Consider the following 19,628-nt stretch of genomic DNA (forward strand, 5'->3'; position numbering starts at 1 on the left):
CTACCCCGTCAGGCGCCGTAGTTCACGGCTGCTCGTCGTACCGATATGCGTAAGCAGATAGCGCACCAATACGCCGAAACACGCCACCGCCACCAGTAAGTCGAAGAGCAGCACCAGTTCGATCATCAACGGCATGCCCGGCACCAGAATCTGGCTGCCGAGGAAAATGCCGTTTTCAAGGATAAGAATGCCCAAGATGTGACTGATGGCCTCATGCCGCAGCGTAAGCATCTGAAACCCGATGAGCTTCATGGAAAACATCACGGTAAGCGCCAACACCACGACGTTTGAATTTAAGCCCAGGCTTTCGGTGACATGGATGGCGACCAACAAGGCAAAGATGACTAACGCTGCGCCAATAATCAGGCTGCTCGCGGGACTCACGATTTCATGCACTTCGCGCTGAGCGGGCATTTGCCGAAGAATGCGCAAAATTAGCCAGGGCAGGACGAGGCCACGGAATAGCACCGTCAGTGCTGCGACGACATAGAGCTCCCGATAACCACCGTAATAACCAATCAGGGCGGAAAGAATGCCGATCAGCCACGACTGTGCGCCGAAGGCAAACATGTAGTCTTTTAGCCAGCGCGAACCGAGCATGACAAAAGCCAACAGCAAGCTGGCAATGGCCAGAAGGCTAAATAAGGAGGCGGCGAGAGGGTCGAGGTGAGCGGCAAGCATCGGCATCACCGGATCTGGTTGGCCACGATCGCCAGGACGGCGAGCATGAATGCCGCGGCGAGCGGCTCTTGGTAGCGATAAAAGCGCAGACGGGACTGCGCGGTTTCCACCACAATGACCGCGCAAGCTACGACACCGAACTTCACGCCTATACCGAGTATCGCGCCGCCGATACCGACGATCGTCCCCTGGTGCGATAACCCCCACGGCAACAACAGAACGTGACAGAAAATGGTGTAAAGGATGAACTGCTTCATCATGGATGCCCACTTCAGCAGTCCCAGCAACGGGCCGGAATACTCGAGGATGCGAGCCTCCTCGATCATGTAAACCTCAATGTGCGTGCTCGAATGTATGGGCAGTCGATCCGTTTCGGTCAACAGGAGCACAAAGAACGCGGCGACCAGAAAAAGGTGTGTCGGTCCAAGGTACACCTCGGGATGCGCGACCAAAAGATGGTTGACGACGAACGGCAGCATCGCGTGCGCCATCAGCGTGATGCCCACAAAGACCAGGATCAGGGTGGGTTCGGCCAGGATCGTAATCATCACGGTGCGGCTGGCACCGATACCCCCGTACGCGCTGCCGGTGTCCAGTGCCGCAAGGTTTATAAAGAACGTACCCAAGGTCAGGATCAGGCCACCTCCCAGGATGTCGCCCATGTCGGAAAGCGGTAACGGATAGTCCGTCAGCACCGGGATCAAAATGGGCACCGTCAGCATCGCGGTGAATGCCACCACCGGCGCCGTCCAGAAAATCCATCCGGCGGTCTTGGGGACGACGAGCTGCTTGCGAAATAGCTTCCGCAGGTCGCGATACGGCTGCAGTAAAGAGGGACCGCGCGCACGCTGCGCGCGTTCCTCATAGCGGTGGATAAAGCCCTGCAGCAGCGGGGACAGCAACAACGCCGCGAGCACTTGCGCGACTTGCGCGGCGATGTCCCGCCACATGACGGCGCGGCCTCAGCGCTGCGCCTGACGGGAAGAAGGCTTGATGGGTGGGCGTATTGCCGCCGCTTTGGGCCGGCGCACGCCGGCCGCCAGTACGGTGCCAAAGAGGGTCAACAGGGACGACAGGACGATACAGGTCATGACACGGCTCCAGACATGGAAAAGCCATCACTCGCCTGTAGGTGTCATCAGCCCTGAGGGCGGTCAGAGGCGGACACCATCGCCCTGTTGCAGGGACGGTAACACGGTTTTCCCAGTCGGGGAATGTGTCCACGCGAGGCTTTCTAAGATGTGAAAACCTCGTCAAGCCGCTCGTTTGACGTTAACGCAAGTACCTTGCCGGTGGAGGCGGGATTGCGATATGGTTTGCACAGGGAGATGGCATTCCTCCCGGGCTTGGCCCAACCGCCGCAAGGCTGATGATGCCTATCGAACGCGCTTGTTCGTAGCGCGCGTGGCGATGGGCGTTACCCGATTCCCCTCGTAACACGCGTTCCGATTCAGGCGTCCGATTAGCGACGGTTCTGGAGTCGGGCCATGCATCTCTCCCTTGGGACTGCAGCGTCATGGTGCGCACGCACACGTGTGCATCGGCGCGCGTGCGTACCCACCCCTCTCCCGGTTCCTACCCGCATCGTGCTGGCTGGCGTACAGGGGCGCCTGGCACGGAATCATTCCTATCCCCGGACAGGACGCATACGCTGTGCCTACACAAATTCTCGCGCTCTATGACCGCTCCGCGCTGGGCGATCTTGCCGTTGAAACGGCGTTTCAGGCGGCCCGCGAACAAGCCACAGCGGCGCTGCATCTATTGGCTATTCCAAGCGTTGCCGATGATGCCGCGCAGTGTGAACGCCTCAGCGATGACTTGATCGCTTTTGCACGGATCGGCCAACGGTACGGCATTGTGTTAGACGGCGCGGTCATCGTGGAGCCGACGGTCGAGCGTATAACGACCGAAGTCCGGGCGCGAAAGATCAACCTGCTTGTTATTGCCAAGCCGGCCAGTCAGCGCGGGTCCACCGAACTCAGCCGGTTGCTTGATGCTGTCGCACACGTGACCGGTATTCCAACCACCGTGGTACATGGTGGCCCGTGATGGATGCCGGCAACGACGCCATTGTTGTGCAGCTGCCCGTCTATCGCAGCAGCCTTCACGCGCGCCGGGCGTTGCGCTTTGTGGTCATGGTGGGCGTCGTCAGTCTGTTCGCCGACATGACGTATGAAGGCGCACGAAGTATCAATGGGCAATTCCTGGGACTTCTGGGCGCAAGCGGCTTCTGGGTCTCAGCCATCGCCGGCGTCGGTGAACTAACCGGCTACGGGCTTCGGCTCTTTACGGGTTACTTGGCGGACCGAACGGGACGTTATTGGTTGATTACCATTACCGGCTTTGCTGTGAACCTGCTGATGGTGCCGCTCTTGGCGCTCGCCGGCCATTGGCAAGTAGCGGGTGCACTGATTATTGGGGAGCGGATTGGCAAAGGCATCCGAACGCCGGCGCGCGATGCCATGCTGGCCCATGCGGGTCGTAGCCTGGGCAATGGCTGGGCGTTTGGCTTGCATGAAGCGCTGGATCAGGCCGGTGCCACCATTGGCCCTCTGCTGATGGCCGCAGTGCTGTTTCTACGCGGTAGCTATCACCTGGCTTATGCATGCTTGCTGCTGCCGGCGGCAGCTGGCCTGGTGGCACTCCTGTTAGCACGCTTGGCGTTCCCCACGCCACGAGACCTGGAGCGATTGCCGCATGTACCGGTCGTGGATGCGAATCGTCGCTTCTTGCTCTATTTATGCGGTACCTCGTTGGTGGCGGCTGGATTTGCAGACTATTCGCTGATCGCCTTCCACGCGCACGTGTCGCATGTGCTCCCCGATATATGGATCCCGCCGCTGTATGCGTTGGGCATGGTCTCAGCAGGTGCGAGTGCACTGATGTTCGGCCGTTGGTTCGATTGCTACGGCGTGAGTGCTTTGCTGGGCGCTACCGCACTGTCTTCGCTGTTCGCGCCATGTGTCTTCCTTGGCAACGCGACATGGGTCGCCATCGGCGTCGTTCTGTGGGGCATCGGGGTAGGGGCCCATGAATCGGTCATGCGGGCCGCAGTGTCGCGGTTGGTTCCTGCTGAACGGCGCGCCTCCGCCTACGGCGTCTTCAACACCGTTTTCGGGGTGGCTTGGTTTCTTGGAAGCCTCGCCCTGGGGTGGGCGTATGAGCATTCGCTTGGATTCATCGTGGTGCTGTCCATGGCACTCCAGGTGCTAGGTGTGCCGTTGTTGCTCTTTGCGCGAACGCCCGTTCTCTCAACCTCCATAAAGGAGCCACAGTCATGACCACAATCTTGCTCATCCGGCATGGGGAGGTCGAGGGCATCACACCGCCGCGTTTTCGCGGACGCACGAACTTGGCGCTGACGAAACGCGGGATAACTCAAGCCGAACAGACGAGGGATGCCATTAGTGATCGCTGGGTGCTCAATGCTGTCTATTGCAGCCCATTGACGCGCTGCGTACGGACTGCGGATGCCATCGCGAGTCCCTTCAAGCTGGATGTCATGCCGCATCACGGGCTTAATGACATCGATTACGGCACCTGGCAGGGCAAGCTTCTGACAGAAGTGGCGCAACGCTGGCCTAACGAGCTAACGACATGGCACAGCGCTCCCCACACGATGCGCTTGCCGGGTGGGGAATCCCTGTATGAGGTGCTTGCGCGTGCCACTGATGCCCTGCAGACCATCCTGCACGCCAACCATCACGGCACGATCGCAATCGTTGCTCACGACAGCGTCATTCGACTACTTCTGTGTCATGCCCTCGGACTATCGCCCGCAAGCTATTGGCTGACATCGCCATCGCCCTGTGGCATCAGCGATCTTCATTTCCATGAGGATCGTTTCACGATCCATTCCATCAATGAAACACAGCATTTAACTGAGAGAGAGTAAGTGCCATGGCACTCGATAAGGTTTCCCCCGGTCCGCAAATTCCAGATGCCATTCATGCCATCGTTGAAATTCCCATGGATGCGGAGCCGGTCAAGTATGAAGTAGACAAAGAGTCGGGTGCGATCTTCGTCGACCGCGTGCTATCCACACCCATGCGCTATCCCTGCAACTATGGGTATATGCCCGGTACGCTCTGTGGGGATGGTGACCCGCTGGATGTGCTGATTGTCATGCCCATGCCGCTGATTCCGGGTTCCGTCATCGTATGCCGGCCGCTCGGTGTCATGGACATGACCGATGAAAATGGCGAGGACACGAAACTGATTGCGGTGCCGGTGACCCGCACATTCGCCGGTTACGCACACTGGCAGGCTCTTGCCGACATTCCTGATACCACACGAGGCCGCATTCAACACTTCTTTGAGCATTACAAGGACCTGGAGAAAGGCAAGTGGGTTCGCTTTGAGGGGTGGCGTGATGTCGGTCCAGCACGCCAGGAAATTCTGGCCTGCATTGATCGTTATACGGCGTATCAAAGCGAGCCCAAATAGGGTTTGGCCTCATGAACGACGCCACGACCCTCGATGCAGCTCCCTTCGTCAGCATTCTGTTCGCCGGACAGGATGCGGATACTGTGGGTGAAACGTCCCAAATGCCTGAGTGCTTTCACGATCTGAATTTGGATCAGATCGTGACCGCCATTACCACGGGCAAGGAAGACTACCGCCTGGCGCCTTTTTTCTATGCCACCGCGCGTTCATTGGACGAGGTGGCATACCGCCAGGAGGTTATGCAGGACCTGGAGCGGCATGAGTTGATGGCGGCGATAGGCGTATTCGCCAGCAGCATGAAGGCGCTGCGCGACCAACTCACGCAGCGAGAGAAGCTGCACTATCGCTACGAGAGGGAGCGGTGGCTGATCGGCGCCATCAGTCTGTATGGCGCTGCCGTGGAACGTTTAGTTCAGGATCTACACAGGGAGAGGCCGCGTTCGCGTGGTCTCTGTGCTTGGATGGGCTATCTGACGCAGTACGTGCGCTCTGACGGTTTTGCACAGAGGCTAAGCGCGGCCCGATCGCTTATCGATGCATTGTCGGCCATACGCTATGGCCTGCATATCAATGGGCGAGCCATTACGGTCCGCGCCTGTGAAGGGGAGGTCGATGCCAGTGAGGCCATCGAAAAGACGTTCGCCAAATTTAGCCAAGGTGTGTCGAAAACCTATCTCGCGCACTTTTCTCGCGGGCCCGGGCTAGACCATATCGATGCCCAAATTCTGGAGCGGGTGGCCCTGCTTCAGCCCGAGGTATTTCTGGAGCTCGAAACGTTCGGCCAGGAAAACGAACAGTTCCAGGACGAGACCGTCAATCGATTCGATCGTGAAATTCAGTTTTATGTGGCTTATCTGAACCATATCGACCGCTTTCGTGCGCGATACCTACCGTTTTGTTACCCCCGCTTGTCGGACACGGATAAGGAAGTGGCGTCTTTGGAATCGTTCGATCTCGCGCTGGCCAATCGCCTGATTCGAGACAACGCTCGCGTGATCTGCAACGACTTCTCTTTGAGCGATGTCGAACGATTGCTGGTGGTGTCCGGACCGAATCAGGGCGGCAAGACGACGTTCGCCCGGATGTTTGGGCAGATGCATTGGTTGGCGGCGTTAGGTTGCGCGGTGCCAGGGAAGGAGGCAAACCTCTTCTTTTTCGATCGTCTTTTGACTCACTTCGAGAAGGAGGAGGATATCAGCAACCTCCGCGGCAAGCTCAAGGATGATCTGGTGCGCATCCACCACATTCTTGATCAGGCCACGGACCGCAGTATCGTCATCATCAACGAGATCTTCGCGTCAACGACACTGGATGATGCGATGTTTCTAGGCAAGAAGATCATGAGTCGCCTTTCGCAACTGGACGTCATTGGCGTGTGCGTCACCTTCCTGACGGACCTGGCCTCATACGGCGATATGACCGTGAGCATGACTAGCACGCTCGACCCCAAGGATCCAACGATCCGCACCTTTAAAGTGGAGCGACGCCTCGCAGACGGGTTGGCATACGCACTGGCCATCGCCGAGAAGTATCGCGTGACCTACGATTGGCTGGTAAGGCGGATTGGGATATGAAAGCCTATCTCATGCACCCTGCGAAGAATTTCGATGCAGACCAGGACCTTCCAGGCCACGAGGCTACGTTACGAAAGGATCTGGAACTGGACGTTCTGCTGAAGATCATGGCCGATGACGATGACTTCGTCCTGGATATCGCGCGCAGGGTGCTGCTTCTTTGCTTCACCAATGACATAGAAACCATACGGTATCGTCATGATGTTTTATGGGACAGTTTGAAACACCCGGACGTGGTTCGGCAGATGTACACCCTGACCGTGGAAGCGATAGAAGGCAGGAAGCGGTGTTATTGGAGTTTCTCTAGCGATCAGCCCTCGTCCATCCTGCACGGTTCGGTCGAGGTGCTGCAGTTGTTTGTGAGCGTCTTGCAAAAGATGAGGGTGGTGGCCGATGCATGCATCGGTCAGTTCGGCTCGCGCGGTCTGGGCAACATTTTTGCCATGTTGCGCGCTGAATTCTCTGACGACTATCTGTCCGGTGTACAGGCGCACCTTAAAGAGCTGAAATTTCGACATGGCGTCCTGTTGAGTGCCCAATTGGGCTCCGGGAACGAAGGCACCCATTTTATGTTGCGCCGACCGAAGGATCGAAGTCATGGCTTACTGAAACGGGTCTTTGGCAGTCCCTCACCGTCGTATACGTTTCGCCTGCATGAGCGGGATATGGCCGGGGCACAGGCGGTAGGGCAGATGCGCAACCGCGGCATCAATCGGGTTGCGAACGCACTGGCCCAGTCCATGGATCACATCATGGCTTTCTTCCAGATGCTGCGTACGGAGCTCGCATTCTATGTGGGTTGCCTGAATCTGGAGTCCAGGCTGGAAGCACTGGGGCGCCCCGTGACACTTCCCGACGTGTCGGATGCTGGCATTGGCCCCCGACACTTCAGTGACCTTTACGATCCATGCCTGGCCTTAAGCCTGGGCCGCGACATTGTGGGGAACACGTTAAACACGGATAAAAAGCACGCGGTGATTATTACCGGCGCCAATCAAGGCGGAAAGTCCAGTTTTCTGCGTAGCGTGGGTATTGCTCAGCTCATGATGCAGAGCGGCATGTTTGTCGCCGCCGGCACCTATGCAGGGGCGCTTTGTAATGCGCTGTACACGCACTATAAGCGCGAAGAAGACGCGACGATGAAGCATGGCAAGCTTGACGAAGAATTAGGCCGGTTGAGCGATATCGCCAAGGAAATCGCCCCGGACGCCATGGTGCTCTTCAACGAATCGTTCGCCTCCACGAATGAGATGGAAGGTGCTGAGATTGCCAGACAGATCACCACGGCCCTACTGGATCGGCGCATCGTGGTTTATTTCGTCACGCACCTGTACACGTTTGCGCATGGGCTGATGGAATGTGGTCGCGAGGATGCGCTCTTCCTACGCGCGGAGCGTCTGGATGATGGCACTCGAACGTTCCGCCTGGTGGAGGGCGCTCCGTTGGAAACCAGCTATGGCCATGACCTCTATCAAGAAGTGTTTGGGAAGAGGGCAGGCACGTGACGGCGAACCCCTTGGCTACGCCGAGCGCCAGATGGGGTGCGCACCGCAAAAAAACCGATCCCGCGCGCCTCAGTTCGTGGCATGCGGGATCGGTGAAAGCGTTAGCGCATGAACGCCGATCGGCCTGCAAAGCGGGCGCGCGGACCCAGTTCGTGTTCGATACGCAGCAGTCGGTTGAACTTGGCGGTTCGCTCGCCGCGACAGCCCGAGCCGGTCTTGATATGACCACAGCCGATGGCGACGACAAGATCCGCAATGAACGTGTCTTCTGTCTCACCTGAACGGTGAGATACGTAGCACCCATACCCTGCAGCTTTGGCCTGCTGTACGCAGTCCAGGGTTTCCGTGACGGTGCCGATCTGGTTGGGTTTGATGAGGATCGAGTTGGCCACACCTTCCCGAATTCCCCGTTTCAGAAGCTCGGGGTTGGTGCAAAAGATGTCGTCACCGACGAGTTCTACGCGATCACCAAGATCTTGGGTCAACTGAGCCCAGCCTTCCCAGTCATGTTCTGAAAGCGGGTCTTCCAGCAGGACAATCGGGTAGCGCTGCAGCCAGTCGTCCCAGAGTGCAATCATCGCGGCACTCTCGCGCTCTGACTGGGTGGATTTGAAAAAACGATAGCGGCCGTGGTGCCACATCTCGCTCGCAGCGGGGTCGAGGGCCAGTGACACCTGTTCGCCAGGCTGATAACCGGCTGATTTGATCGCCGCGACGATGAGCTCGATGGCCTGCTCGTTACTGTGCAAATTCGGTGCAAATCCGCCTTCATCGCCCACGCCGGTCGAGAGTCCGTGCTCTTGCAGCAGCTTACGCAGCGCATGAAACACTTCTTCACCCATGCGAATGGATTCGGCAAAGCTCTCGGCATCATGGGGGACAATCTTGAACTCTTGAAAATCCACGGTGTTGTCGGCGTGACGTCCCCCGTTGATCACGTTGAGGCAGGGCACCGGCAGGATGACCGCATCATCGCCCCCCAGGTGCTGGTAAAGAGGCATCTTCCTCGACGCGGCCGTCGCGCGTGCATAGGCGATCGATACGGCAAGGGTGGCGTTCGCACCTAGTTGACTCTTATTGGGCGTCTCGTCCAACTCGCACAAAAGATGATCGAAGGCACGCTGATCGCCGGGATCTTTGCCAAGCACGGCGCCACTTATCTCGCGCCGCACATGACCGACCGCTTTTTGGACACCTTTCCCACCATAACGGTGTGGATCGCCATCGCGCAGCTCGACGGCCTCATGCATGCCGGTAGAGGCGCCGGATGGTGTGATGGCACGGCCTTCGGAACCGTCTTCCAGCCGCAGCACAGCTTCGACGGTGGGATTGCCACGCGAGTCGAGTACTTCTATCGCGTCAATGTGGGTGATCTTCATGGGACGTGCTCCTGCGGGTAAGGGGTGGCATCAAGGAGAGGCGAGGTCAAACAATTCACGAAGATCGTTATCGTTCAGGCGTTCTAGCGGAGCCGTACTTTCACTCAGCATAGCGCCGGCCAGATCGCTCTTATGACTCTTCATGGCGTCGATCTTTTCTTCGATCGTGTTGTCGCAGATCAGCTTGTAGATAAACACCGGGTGTTCTCGGCCTAGGCGATGGGCGCGGTCGATGGCCTGCATCTCGACAGCAGGGTTCCACCACGGGTCGTAGTGGATCACCGCATCAGCGGCCGTGAGATTCAACCCGACGCCACCCGCTTTCAGGCTCGCCAGCAAGATCGGACAGGCGCCCGATTGGAAGTCGCGCACCGGTGTTGCCCGATCAGCGGTGTCGCCTGTCAACATCGTGTGACGAACGTTTGCTCCCTTAAGGGCCACGCTGATCAAGGCCAACATCGAGGTGAATTGACTGAACACCAGAATTTGACGATTTTCTTCGCGCAGCGACTGGATCAATTCCAGCAGAGCCTCAAGCTTGGCCGAATCTGGCGGTTGACTCAACGATTCAACTAAACGTGGATCGCAGCAAACCTGGCGCAAACGGAGCAGCGCCGATAGCACGACAATCCGCGATTGTTCCTGGTTATAGCTGGCCAAGGCTTCACGTACGCGCTCGTTTTGGGCCAGTCGCAGCGACTCATACAGAGTCCGTTGGCGTTCACCCATGGCGACGCGCAAGGTGGTTTCCGTTTTTGGAGGGAGTTCGGGCGCAACGGCTGTTTTAGTGCGACGCAGAAGGAATGGGCCAATCCTTTGCCGCAGAATGGCCTTCCGGACATCATCCTCGTACTGCTCAATCGGTTGGCGGAAGCTTCGCTTGAAGGAACGATAGTCACCCAGATAGCCCGGTAGTACGGCATCAAAGTGTGCCCACAATTCGCCCAGGTGATTTTCAAGAGGCGTGCCGGTTACGGCAAGCCGATGCGTGGCGTGCAACTGGCGTACGGCGCGGGCCGTCTGCGTTAGCGGATTCTTGATCCACTGCGCTTCATCCAATACCAGCATGGTGTAGTCGATCTTCTCCAAGATGGGAAGGTCGTTAGCAACCAAGGCGTAACTGGTGATAATGATGTGCGCACCGGGAAGCGCATCATGCAACGACGCTCGCGCTGCGCCGGTGAAGTTGACGTAATGAAGCGTCGGCGCAAAGCGCGCCACTTCGTCCAGCCAGTTGAAGATCAGGCTGGTTGGCGCAACGATCAGGGCGGGCCGATCCAATCGCCCGGCTTCATCCTCCATCAGAAGGTGGGCGATGATCTGGACGGTCTTTCCAAGCCCCATGTCGTCGGCAAGAACGCCCCCGAGCTCGCTCTGTCGCAAAGCCTGCAGCCACTGGAGGCCTTCGTGTTGGTAGCCGCGTAGCGTTCCTCGAAAGGACGGCGGAACGGTGATCATGGGAGACAGCGTGACCGCCGCGCGAAGCGCCGCAAGGGTTCGCGCAATATGAGACGCTTGACTGCCTTCTACGCTAACGCCCTGGTGCTGCAAGCAGCTACTCAATGCCATGGCTTGTGAGCGCGAGATGTTCAGATGGCGCTCCTGCGACGCCGTCGGGCGGTCGAGGCATTCAAGCAGCGGCGCCATCCATTCCCGTAGCTGATGAAGCGGCAGCGGAAGCCAGCGACCCGCCCCCAAGGGGGCGAGCCAATGCGCACCGGCAGGTTCGCTGGGGAGCGGGGTCAATGAAAACGCGCGCCGAGCAAGCCCGCCCAGCACAATCGGCAATACATCGATGTCTTCGCCGTCGATCGTGGCGGCGAGCTCAAATTGTGTCCAGCCGGGCCGCTCTCCCTTGTCCAGGATCGCTCTTAACTCGACGTCATGCGGTAAGACGGTGAAGGGCAATTCCGGGTCGTACTCGATGGTGTAGCCGGCATCTCCCAATGCCTGCAGCAACGTTTCGAGCGCCGAAAACGTCTCGGCACCCCCATGGTGGCAATCGCGGTGAGCAAGGGCGCCGAGGTCGGGCGTAGGCGTCAGTACACGACGCGCCTCCGGCACCAGTGTCGCGATCTCCACCAAGCCGAGGGCATGGAGAGCTTTTCGTGCACGGGCCTCTTGATCAACATCACGCTGTAAGAGCACATATTCGTGGCCGGCTTGGGCAACCCATTCCTGCTGATGCAAATCGCTCGCCAGTTCTAGTCGATGGCCAGCGTAGTCGGCATACGCCTGCGCGTAAAACACGTGATCACCACGTTGGTCGTGCCGTGAAGCACGGATGACGATCACCGGATGACACGATGCGTCGACGTGGCGAAGAGTAGGGGGAGGCGGAGGGTGGGGTACATGGATGAGCAGGGGATGAGGCGGCCACGCATGCGTAAGCGCCTCCGCCTCTCGCGTGCCCACAGGCGGCATTTGTTGAAGGATGTCCCACGCCATTTTCGACAGCGCCAGGCTGCCCAGCTCGCCCGTGGAGAGATCCAGGTAGTGCAAGCCCGCCAATTCGATCAATTGCACCTCGTGGGAGGTCTCCCAACGCAGTGCGAGACGGGCATTGGCATGGCGATCGTGCGACCATTCCCACTCGGGCTGACGCGGTTTGCCTGCGTGGATTTCCTGCAAGGCATGCGCATGCATGCATATCCCCGCGTCCAGAAACTCCGTCAGCAGATGGGCGCCGGCGGTGCCATGCAATACAAAGGCGGTGTCATGGGTGCGCCGGCGTTTCTGTGTCATGGCCAGCTGCGATTGCCACAAAATGGCCTGCCGCGATAGGTGAGGATGCGCTTTCGGCTGTTCGACCGACATCCAGCGCTCGGGCTCTGGTCCATGGGCAAGCAGCAATTGGACGGCCACTTTGAAAGGCGGGCGCTCCCCCTCGGCGTGCAGCAGGCAAACCAGTCGCCAGGACTCATTTTTGGGAAGGACGGTACCCGAGGTTTCAGGCACCTCATGCCAGCTCTCAACGCTCTGTTGCCACCGTTGCAAGGGCGTCATGGCCCGCGGCCAATCCAGCAGCTGCTGAAGTCGGATGAGCATCGCAGCCGCGTGCACGCACTGCGCAAGCCCACAACTGCACTGAGCATCCAACTGGATCTGTCCGAACAGTGCGAACAGGTACACGGTCACGCACTGAAAGCCGCCATCCATGTCCATCACGCTGCATTGCAATGCTTGCGCTTGGCTGCCTTCCGGTTGAAACCAAGCGAGCGGTTTCTGCCAGTCCTTGCTACGCAAGGCCAGCGCTTCGGCCGCTTTGAGCGTGGGGCGACCAAAGTGAGCGGCTAATGGCAGCTCACGAATGGCGTCCATCAATGAGCGGCGCGCCTCTTCGGTCCGATTGGGCGCATGAGCATGAGGACGCGGTGTCATAACGGCCTCGCTCATCCGACCACGGTGATAGGAATGGAGCAATCGTCGTGGAGCGCCTTCAACAACAGGGTGTTGGTGCGCGACGCACCGCCTTCAGGCCGGCCCATGATGATGCGATCAATCCCGTGTGCGAGCAGTATTTGCTGGAGCAGATCGGGAGTGGGGGCGTCCAGGTAGCTGGCATCCACATCGACGCCCAAGGGCGTCCCCTGGTGGGCGAACCCCACCAGGTCCTGGGTGAGCCGCTCTCCCACTTCGACCGCGGATACCGCCTCTTCTTCCAGTCGGATCGCCAGGACAAAGAGGCTGGCGTGAACTTCTGCCGCGAGCTCCAGTGCCTCCTCGACCGCCCTGCGGGTATCTGCCGAGCCGTCATACAGAACCAGCAGTCGGTTAGCCATGGCGCGGTTCGATCCCTAGGCCGCCACCACATCCGGCAGACGGCGTGGGTGGACATGCACCGATACGATGCGAAACACCTTTTAGACGGGAAACACGCATGACGACCTCCGTAGCGCAAACCTGACAAAAGCGCGCTCCGGGTCGGACTTTGGAAGGAAAGTCATGCCTACCAACCATCACGATCCGGATGGCACATTCGGTAGGCATCATTAGCCTTACGGCGGTTGGGTCGATCGGGGAGGAATGCCATCTCCCAGGGAAAAACATTACTGGAAGGGCGGCGCGCCATCAAGAGAGCGCATGGTCCGCCCCTAGGAGGGTTGCCGGCTGCCCGATTGCGAGAACTGCAGCCGATACAGGTGGGCATACGCGCCATCGGCGGCCAAAAGGCTGGCGTGGGTCCCATGCTCGATGATGCGTCCCCGATCGATCATGACAATTTGGTCCGCATGCTGGATGGTGGAGAGGCGGTGCGCTATGACCAGAGTGGTGCGTCGGTGCATCAACCGCTGCAACGCCTCTTGAATCAATTGCTCCGACTCCGTATCCAACGCGGAGGTCGCTTCATCCAAAATCAAGAGAGGCGCATCTTTTAGCACCGCACGCGCGATCGCAATCCGCTGACGCTGCCCGCCTGAAAGCAATTCGCCATCGCGGCCGATCGGCGTATGCAAGCCCTGCGGCAGCTGTTCAATAAAGCCCCACGCGTTGGCGGCCTCGGCAGCTTTTCGAATGTCCTGCTCGCTGGCTCTGCTCAGTTCCCCGTAGGCGATATTGGCCGCCACCGTATCGTCGAACAACACGACCGATTGGCCGACCCAGGAAATATTCTGGCGAAGCGACGCGAGCCGATAGTCCCGCAGATCGATCCCGTCGAGCCGAATGCTCCCGCCGCTCGGATCGTGAAAGCGCGGCACTAAACTGGATAGCGTGCTCTTGCCGCTGCCTGAGCGCCCCACTAACGCCGTAACGGTGCCGGGCCGACACCGCAATGTGATGTCTCGCAGAGCGGGTGTCGGCGCTGCGGAATAGGTGAATTGCACGTGGCGAAACTCAAGCTCCCCCTGGATACCATCCGCGAGGAGCTGGCCCTCGTCAGGTTCTGCGGGCGCATCGATGACCGCAAACAAATCTTCAGCCGCCACCATGCCCCGCTGCATCGCGGCCTGCACGCCAGTAAGTCGTTTGAGTGACGGCAGTATGCCGCCCATGGCCATGATGACAGCAAAGAATGTCCCAGGTGTCATGCTGTAGAGCAGGTTAGGGCGTGTGGCGAGGTAAATGAGAAAAGCTAAAGCGACTGCCGCCACTAGCTGGACCAAGGCAGTGGCCAGCGCACTGGTCGCCGCCACTTTCAGATTCAAGCGCTGAACACGCTCGGTAATGACAAAGAAACGCTTTTTTTCTTGCAGCTGCGCACTGTATGTTTTTATTTCACGATAACTGGTCACGGCACTCGCGACGACGGACGTGATGGTCCCCATGGCGAGTTGCATTAGCGCACTCGATCGTCGATAGGATTGACTTACTTTGGTGGCAATCAGAGCCACGGTAGGGACCATGATCAGTAAAGCAAGCGCCAGTTCGGCGCTGTAATAGATCATGACGGCGACAAGTCCGATAACAGTCAAGCCATCAATCAGAATCGTTTTAACGGCATCGGTGGCCGCCTGCGCAACCTGTTCGCAGGTATAGCTCACCCGGGCGATTTGCATCCCGTCGCTCTCCGCATTGAAGTAGTCCACGGGTAGGTACATGTACGCCGTAAATACGTCGTTACGCATGTCGTACACGACACTCCTTGCGACGTAGGCCATGGCGTAATCGCTGGCAAATGACGCAATGCTTCGAACTACGAAAATGCTGATGATCCATAGTGGCATCCAGAAAATAGTCGACGGATCTCTGTCGATGAAAAGTCGATCAAGCAGCGGCTTGATAAGCTTTGCAAAGAGCGTCATGCACAAGGCGTCCACCACCATGGCGAGCATGGCCACGGTCGCCATGCGACGGTGCGATGCGGTATATCCAAGCAATCGCCGATAGGTACGCCAGACGATACGGGTAGCAGGGGAGAAGAGCATGTTCAGGCCGCCGGCGTCACAGACTGACGATCGGCCCGGTGACGCGCCGGGCAAGGCTACGATCACCGCGGAGCAATCCGAAGACTTCCTCATGCGGCGGTGATGACACCCTATCGATCGGCATCACACCGTGTGCCCGCCACTTCATAAGTGCCAGCACAAGGACGATGCAGTCGGTAGGCATCATTAGCCGCGGGGGCGGTTCGTCACGCGAGGAGGAATGCCATCTCCCGTGGAAACAATAGCGCGGGTTCTGCCGGGCAGCAAGCGCAGCCCCACCCAAGCGTTCATGCGAACCTCCCGGAGGTGCCATGATGGGCGGCTTGATAGGCCTAATTGTCTTGTGAGCGCCGTATGCGTATTGGAATCGATTTTGGAACCAGCTATTCGGCGGCGGCGGCCATGGTGAATGGCGCATTGACCTTGATTCGCTTCGGCGATGCATCTCAATTTCGCACCGCGGTGTTCTTTCCCGAGGTACTCCCCAATCCCGATGACTTTCGCTTGACCCCGGCCTTGGAGGCGCAAGTGGAGGCGCTGCTGCTTCGTATGCGAAGGGAAAGCCCGTCCTTGTCGGAAGCGCAGCGTCATCGAGACGCGCTCCGCGTCGTGCGCCGCCAGTGGATGGAAGAGCAGACGCGTACAGCCGCCGCCTCCATTGCGAGTTTTCAGGACGCTCTATTTGGAGAAGAGGCGGTTGAAGCGTATTTGGAAGAGGGCACCGGTCACTTAATCGAATCGCCCAAGTCCATGCTCGGATACCGTCTCGATCCCTCGGTGCGGCGCACGATTGTCAACATTGCGGCTCACATTCTGGAGCACATTCGTCTCACGGCGACTCGGCAACTCGGTGTGTCGGTGCGAAGTGCCGTCATCGGCCGGCCGGTGGAATTTCGAAGCTCCATGGGTCTTGCAGGCGGCGAGCAGGCACTGGAGCTTTTGCGCGAGGCGTCCGCCATCGCGGGGTTTGATGACGTGGCTTTCCTGGAAGAACCTGCCGCCGCCGCGATGCACTATCACTTGAGCTTGGCGCATCGGCAGCACGCGTTGATTGTGGATATAGGCGGCGGTACGACAGACGTGGCCTACGCCGAGTTGGGTGGCGAAGACGATCCCGTCATCCATCAGAGTTGGGGGCTTTCCAAAGGCGGCACGGATCTGGACGTAGGAGTGAGCCTGCACAGCTTCATGCCCCATTTCGGAAAAGACGTCTCCACCGTTCCGGTCCATCATTTTGTCGAGGCGGCGAGCGTGCATATTCTCCCGAAACAGCGCGAGTTTCGGCGGCAAAACTATCGACTGGTGGATGAGCCCTTTGGTACACGGCTGCGCGCCCTTCAGCAGCTGGGCGCTACGACTCGCCTCAATCGGACTGCCGAACGCGTAAAAATCGAACTAGGCGACAACGCAGTATCGGATGCGGACCTGACGTTCATTGAGAAGGGGTTGGCGCTGGATATCGGACGAGGCGATCTTGAGCGCGCAGCCGATGATTTTCTTTCCAGGCTGAGACGCCTGCTTGGTCAAGTGCGCGATGAGATGCCTGACGTGCCTGCCAGCATTTTCCTGACGGGCGGCAGCTCTCGTTCATCGCTATTGCAGAAGGAAGTCCAAGCGAACTTCCCCGCAACGGCGGTCGTCGCGGGTGATCCTTCTTTGGGGGTGGTCTCGGGTTTGGCGTTTGCCTCGTCCAGGGGCACTTAATCCCAGCGACTCGATGCGCATCGCTGGTTACCGAAGGTAAGACAATATTTTTTCCGGATGACGGCAGGCGTCCAACATTCCTCCGTACCAAATGGCCAGCGGATGGGTATCGCTATTGGAAACTTCGCACTCGTTGGTCTCTTTGTGGTTCCTAATGGAAAAGGGGATGCAAAATCCCGGCTTACTCATCTTTGTTTGCGGTGTGGGCAAAACGTTCAGAAGATTGTGAGACCACGCATCCTGGCGCCACGCCAGTGCGTCGTCGATGGGCCCACGCTTAGGGTCATCATTGCCCCACGTCACCACGATGGCGGGCCTGCGACGCTTCCTGACCTCGGAAAAGGTGGCGTTCAAATGCGGGTCGGTAAATCCATAGCCCAAGAACAGCAGGCTGTCCGCTTCATAGACCAATTTGCAGGCCTGGGCGAAATAGGTGATGAACGGTTGGCGTAACAGCTGAACCGTCTTCCCGTAGCCCGCAATAATTGGTGAGGTCGGATATTGCATCCCCTCGAGGGAGGCTTACTTAATGCGCAGCTTATTGTTGTTCTGTACGACAGCATGCAGAACAACGTTAGTTATTAGCGATGTGCTATTTCAAAACAACGACGTCCGTTTCCTGATCCTGATCGAGGTCCATTTCCCACAATCCACGTTTCGCGCCTTGCTCAAGAGCTTCTTGCAGGGAGGCAAACCGCGGTGGGAGGTAATGGCCTTCCACCAGGAATACATATTCGAAATGCGCGATGGTAATAACCCAGGCAGCGTGCGTGGGCGATTGCGAGGCGTGCCGTCGCATGGCGCGACACATCAGGTTGAGAAATTCGTCGGTATACATGGTGCGAGCTTATCGAACGATGACGATATCCAGCTCGTCATCCTGATCGAAGTCCATTTTCCAAAACCCCCGCTGCGCACTTTCTTCCAATACAGCATCCGCCATGGGCAGGCTGGTGTCTACGCTTCTTATCTTCTGGCGCACCACGTCTTTGATGCGTGGCACAGAGATGATGCGTACCTGCCGCTGGGGCGAATAGGTGGAATGGTTCGTCACGACACGCGCGGCGATGCGGAAATGATCGTAGATATCCATGGTGGCTGTCTCCCCCCTCGGGACGGCCCAGCATCCAGTTGCTATGGCCCATCCTAGCAGCCGTCAGGGATGGAGGTAATCGAGAAGGCGATCCCGAATCCTTTCTCGGTCGGCCGGAGAGAAGCCCAGCAGTGGGCGCTGCGGGTATCGGAACCTTTTCCCGCCGGGCGTGACGCGATTCATCGCTCCTTCCTGATGGACCCGCGCCAGGCGCGCGACGCGCCCGAAAAATCCTACGTTCGCACTGTCCGGAGTGGCGGTGGCCTTGAGCCATGTGGCGGTGCGCAGCAACGTATTCCACTGGGCCATTCTGGAAGGCAAAGCTGAGGCCGACCCTACTATCGCGTTACGTGGCACGATCAAGCGCGTAAAGCACAAGCATCATGCCGCGATCACTGATTCAATGAAGATCGGGCAACTGCTGCGTGATATCGACGGTTTCACTGGTCAGCCCGTTACCCATGCAGCGCTCAAGCTGGCACCGCTTGTTTTTGTACGCGCTGGTGAACTGCGCGGAGCGGAGTGGTCAGAGCTTGATCTGGAAGGTGCGGTGTGGCACATCCCTGGAGCACGGATGAAGATGAAATTGGATCATCTGGTACCGCTGTCTATCCAGGCTGTGGCCATTCTGCGTGATTTACAATTGCTGACAGGCCAGGGGCGTTATGTGTTTCCTAGTCTGCGTGGAGCAAGCCGGCACATGAGCGAGAACGCCGTGAATATTGGGTTGCGCAGCGTTGGCTATGATGGCGACACAATGACCGGTCATGGCTTTTGTGCTATGGCATCTAGCCGTTTGAACGAAATGGGCTGGGACGAACGAGCTATCGAGTGTCAGCTAGCTCATGCAGAGCCTAATGAGGTGAAGGGCGCCTATAACTACGCTGCTAAGTATCTGGATATTCGCAAGGATATGATGCAAGCGTGGGCCGACTATCTCCATGCACTTAAAGTAGTAAACAGCAAGCCTAACTCCATGAAGGACGAGCAACAGACAGACGTCATAACACCTTCAAAAGCGCATCATGTAAAAGAAGACAGCAGCAAGCCGGGTGTTGCTCAGAACGAACCTTCGCGTGTGGTATCCATTCCTGCACGGGGTATGCCCATAGATCAACAGAATATAACCAACAATACGGAAGCTCAGGCTGAGCCTGTTCGCGTGGTGAGTTTGGAAAGAATGCTCCCACGCAACAAGCCTTGGTTGCGGAAATAGGCGTCGAATCTTGGCTTTAAAATCGCATAGCTAAGCCGTTTTTGTTCGTTAGGTTTTCCTTGTTACCGTCAAAGTTATCGTCAGGAGCTGGTCGCTTGGCTCCGAATCAAACCGCCGACTGCCGAGTTGGTATGAGATAGCTAAGCTAAGGGAGAGGCAGGCA

At 58.2% G+C, this 19,628-nt stretch carries 19 protein-coding genes and 4 riboswitches; of the genes, 8 read left to right on the plus strand and 11 right to left on the minus strand.

All coding sequences use genetic code 11. From position 1 onward, the window contains the following. From ISS99_RS04075 to ISS99_RS23455, 3 genes are read right to left on the minus strand one after another with little or no spacing between them, the layout of a single operon-like run. Nucleotides 1-687 (minus strand): hypothetical protein, encoded by a 687-nt coding sequence (locus ISS99_RS04075; RefSeq protein ID WP_204630314.1) that lies wholly within the window; start codon nucleotides 685-687, stop codon nucleotides 1-3. Further along, complete coding sequence (locus tag ISS99_RS04080) at nucleotides 687-1,631, minus strand: respiratory chain complex I subunit 1 family protein (RefSeq protein WP_204630315.1); 945 nt, start codon at nucleotides 1,629-1,631, stop codon at nucleotides 687-689. Before ISS99_RS04080 ends, ISS99_RS04075 begins: the two co-directional genes overlap by 1 nt. Before the next feature lie 12 nt (nucleotides 1,632-1,643). After that, on the minus strand, nucleotides 1,644-1,772 hold the full coding sequence (locus ISS99_RS23455) for a hypothetical protein (protein ID WP_275578107.1): 129 nt from the start codon (nucleotides 1,770-1,772) through the stop codon (nucleotides 1,644-1,646). A gap of 31 nt (nucleotides 1,773-1,803) precedes the next feature. Beyond that, a riboswitch (Fluoride riboswitch) is annotated at nucleotides 1,804-1,865 on the minus strand. Between the two features lie 131 nt (nucleotides 1,866-1,996). Next, a riboswitch (Fluoride riboswitch) is annotated at nucleotides 1,997-2,067 on the plus strand. Between the two features lie 267 nt (nucleotides 2,068-2,334). On the opposite strand from ISS99_RS23455, the gene ISS99_RS04085 reads away from it, so the two are divergent. From ISS99_RS04085 to ISS99_RS04110, 6 genes are read left to right on the plus strand one after another with little or no spacing between them, the layout of a single operon-like run. Further along, nucleotides 2,335-2,730 carry an adenine nucleotide alpha hydrolase family protein gene (locus ISS99_RS04085; RefSeq protein WP_204630316.1) on the plus strand — a complete coding sequence of 132 codons (396 nt, stop codon included), beginning with the start codon at nucleotides 2,335-2,337 and terminating at the stop codon, nucleotides 2,728-2,730. Further along, nucleotides 2,730-3,962 (plus strand): MFS transporter, encoded by a 1,233-nt coding sequence (locus ISS99_RS04090; RefSeq protein ID WP_204630317.1) that lies wholly within the window; start codon nucleotides 2,730-2,732, stop codon nucleotides 3,960-3,962. The genes ISS99_RS04085 and ISS99_RS04090 overlap by 1 nt, the downstream gene beginning before the upstream one ends. Beyond that, nucleotides 3,959-4,576, plus strand: a complete 618-nt coding sequence (locus tag ISS99_RS04095) for a histidine phosphatase family protein (RefSeq protein ID WP_204630318.1) — start codon at nucleotides 3,959-3,961, stop codon at nucleotides 4,574-4,576. Before ISS99_RS04090 ends, ISS99_RS04095 begins: the two co-directional genes overlap by 4 nt. Before the next feature lie 5 nt (nucleotides 4,577-4,581). Continuing rightward, nucleotides 4,582-5,127: an inorganic diphosphatase gene (ppa, locus tag ISS99_RS04100; RefSeq protein WP_204630319.1), complete on the plus strand. Its 546-nt coding sequence runs from the start codon at nucleotides 4,582-4,584 to the stop codon at nucleotides 5,125-5,127. 11 nt (nucleotides 5,128-5,138) lie between these two features. Continuing rightward, complete coding sequence (locus ISS99_RS04105; protein WP_204630320.1) at nucleotides 5,139-6,701, plus strand: MutS-related protein; 1,563 nt, start codon at nucleotides 5,139-5,141, stop codon at nucleotides 6,699-6,701. After that, nucleotides 6,698-8,206 (plus strand): MutS-related protein, encoded by a 1,509-nt coding sequence (locus tag ISS99_RS04110; RefSeq protein WP_204630321.1) that lies wholly within the window; start codon nucleotides 6,698-6,700, stop codon nucleotides 8,204-8,206. The genes ISS99_RS04105 and ISS99_RS04110 overlap by 4 nt, the downstream gene beginning before the upstream one ends. Before the next feature lie 101 nt (nucleotides 8,207-8,307). On the opposite strand, the gene eno is transcribed toward ISS99_RS04110, so the two are convergent. The 4 genes from eno to msbA all read right to left on the minus strand — a co-directional run bounded on the left by eno (nucleotide 8,308) and on the right by msbA (nucleotide 15,452). Further along, nucleotides 8,308-9,585 (minus strand): phosphopyruvate hydratase, encoded by a 1,278-nt coding sequence (gene eno / locus ISS99_RS04115; protein WP_204630322.1) that lies wholly within the window; start codon nucleotides 9,583-9,585, stop codon nucleotides 8,308-8,310. Nucleotides 9,586-9,615: 30 nt separating this feature from the next. Continuing rightward, complete coding sequence (locus tag ISS99_RS04120) at nucleotides 9,616-12,981, minus strand: DEAD/DEAH box helicase (RefSeq protein WP_204630323.1); 3,366 nt, start codon at nucleotides 12,979-12,981, stop codon at nucleotides 9,616-9,618. Then, nucleotides 12,978-13,367 (minus strand): universal stress protein, encoded by a 390-nt coding sequence (locus tag ISS99_RS04125; RefSeq protein ID WP_204630324.1) that lies wholly within the window; start codon nucleotides 13,365-13,367, stop codon nucleotides 12,978-12,980. The genes ISS99_RS04120 and ISS99_RS04125 overlap by 4 nt, the downstream gene beginning before the upstream one ends. Nucleotides 13,368-13,561: 194 nt before the next feature. Beyond that, a riboswitch (Fluoride riboswitch) is annotated at nucleotides 13,562-13,631 on the minus strand. 48 nt (nucleotides 13,632-13,679) lie between these two features. Further along, nucleotides 13,680-15,452 (minus strand): lipid A export permease/ATP-binding protein MsbA, encoded by a 1,773-nt coding sequence (msbA, locus tag ISS99_RS04130; RefSeq protein ID WP_204630486.1) that lies wholly within the window; start codon nucleotides 15,450-15,452, stop codon nucleotides 13,680-13,682. Between the two features lie 170 nt (nucleotides 15,453-15,622). Next, a riboswitch (Fluoride riboswitch) is annotated at nucleotides 15,623-15,692 on the minus strand. Nucleotides 15,693-15,806: 114 nt separating this feature from the next. On the opposite strand from msbA, the gene ISS99_RS04135 reads away from it, so the two are divergent. After that, the gene (locus ISS99_RS04135) at nucleotides 15,807-17,156 is read left to right on the plus strand and encodes an Hsp70 family protein (RefSeq protein WP_204630325.1); all 1,350 of its coding nucleotides are present in this window, start codon (nucleotides 15,807-15,809) and stop codon (nucleotides 17,154-17,156) included. 27 nt (nucleotides 17,157-17,183) lie between these two features. On the opposite strand, the gene ISS99_RS04140 is transcribed toward ISS99_RS04135, so the two are convergent. The 4 genes from ISS99_RS04140 to ISS99_RS23760 form a co-directional block, all read right to left on the minus strand. Next, nucleotides 17,184-17,663, minus strand: coding sequence for an SIR2 family protein (locus tag ISS99_RS04140; RefSeq protein ID WP_204630326.1), 480 nt, complete (start codon nucleotides 17,661-17,663; stop codon nucleotides 17,184-17,186). Nucleotides 17,664-17,748: 85 nt separating this feature from the next. Further along, nucleotides 17,749-17,994: a hypothetical protein gene (locus ISS99_RS04145; protein WP_204630327.1), complete on the minus strand. Its 246-nt coding sequence runs from the start codon at nucleotides 17,992-17,994 to the stop codon at nucleotides 17,749-17,751. A 9-nt stretch (nucleotides 17,995-18,003) separates the two neighbouring features. Further along, nucleotides 18,004-18,249, minus strand: coding sequence for a hypothetical protein (locus tag ISS99_RS04150; protein WP_204630328.1), 246 nt, complete (start codon nucleotides 18,247-18,249; stop codon nucleotides 18,004-18,006). Between the two features lie 63 nt (nucleotides 18,250-18,312). Beyond that, nucleotides 18,313-18,558: a phage virion morphogenesis family protein gene (locus ISS99_RS23760; protein WP_369418050.1), complete on the minus strand. Its 246-nt coding sequence runs from the start codon at nucleotides 18,556-18,558 to the stop codon at nucleotides 18,313-18,315. Here ISS99_RS23760 and ISS99_RS04160 point away from each other — a divergent pair. Beyond that, entirely contained in the window at nucleotides 18,509-19,465 is a 957-nt protein-coding gene (locus ISS99_RS04160) for a tyrosine-type recombinase/integrase (RefSeq protein WP_284343805.1), read from the plus strand. The two genes, ISS99_RS23760 and ISS99_RS04160, sit on opposite strands and share 50 nt — an antisense overlap. Nucleotides 19,466-19,628: the final 163 nt, after the last annotated feature.

It is taken from the genome of Dyella mobilis, from assembly GCF_016904945.1.
Taxonomy (GTDB): Bacteria; Pseudomonadota; Gammaproteobacteria; order Xanthomonadales; family Rhodanobacteraceae; genus Dyella_B; species Dyella_B mobilis.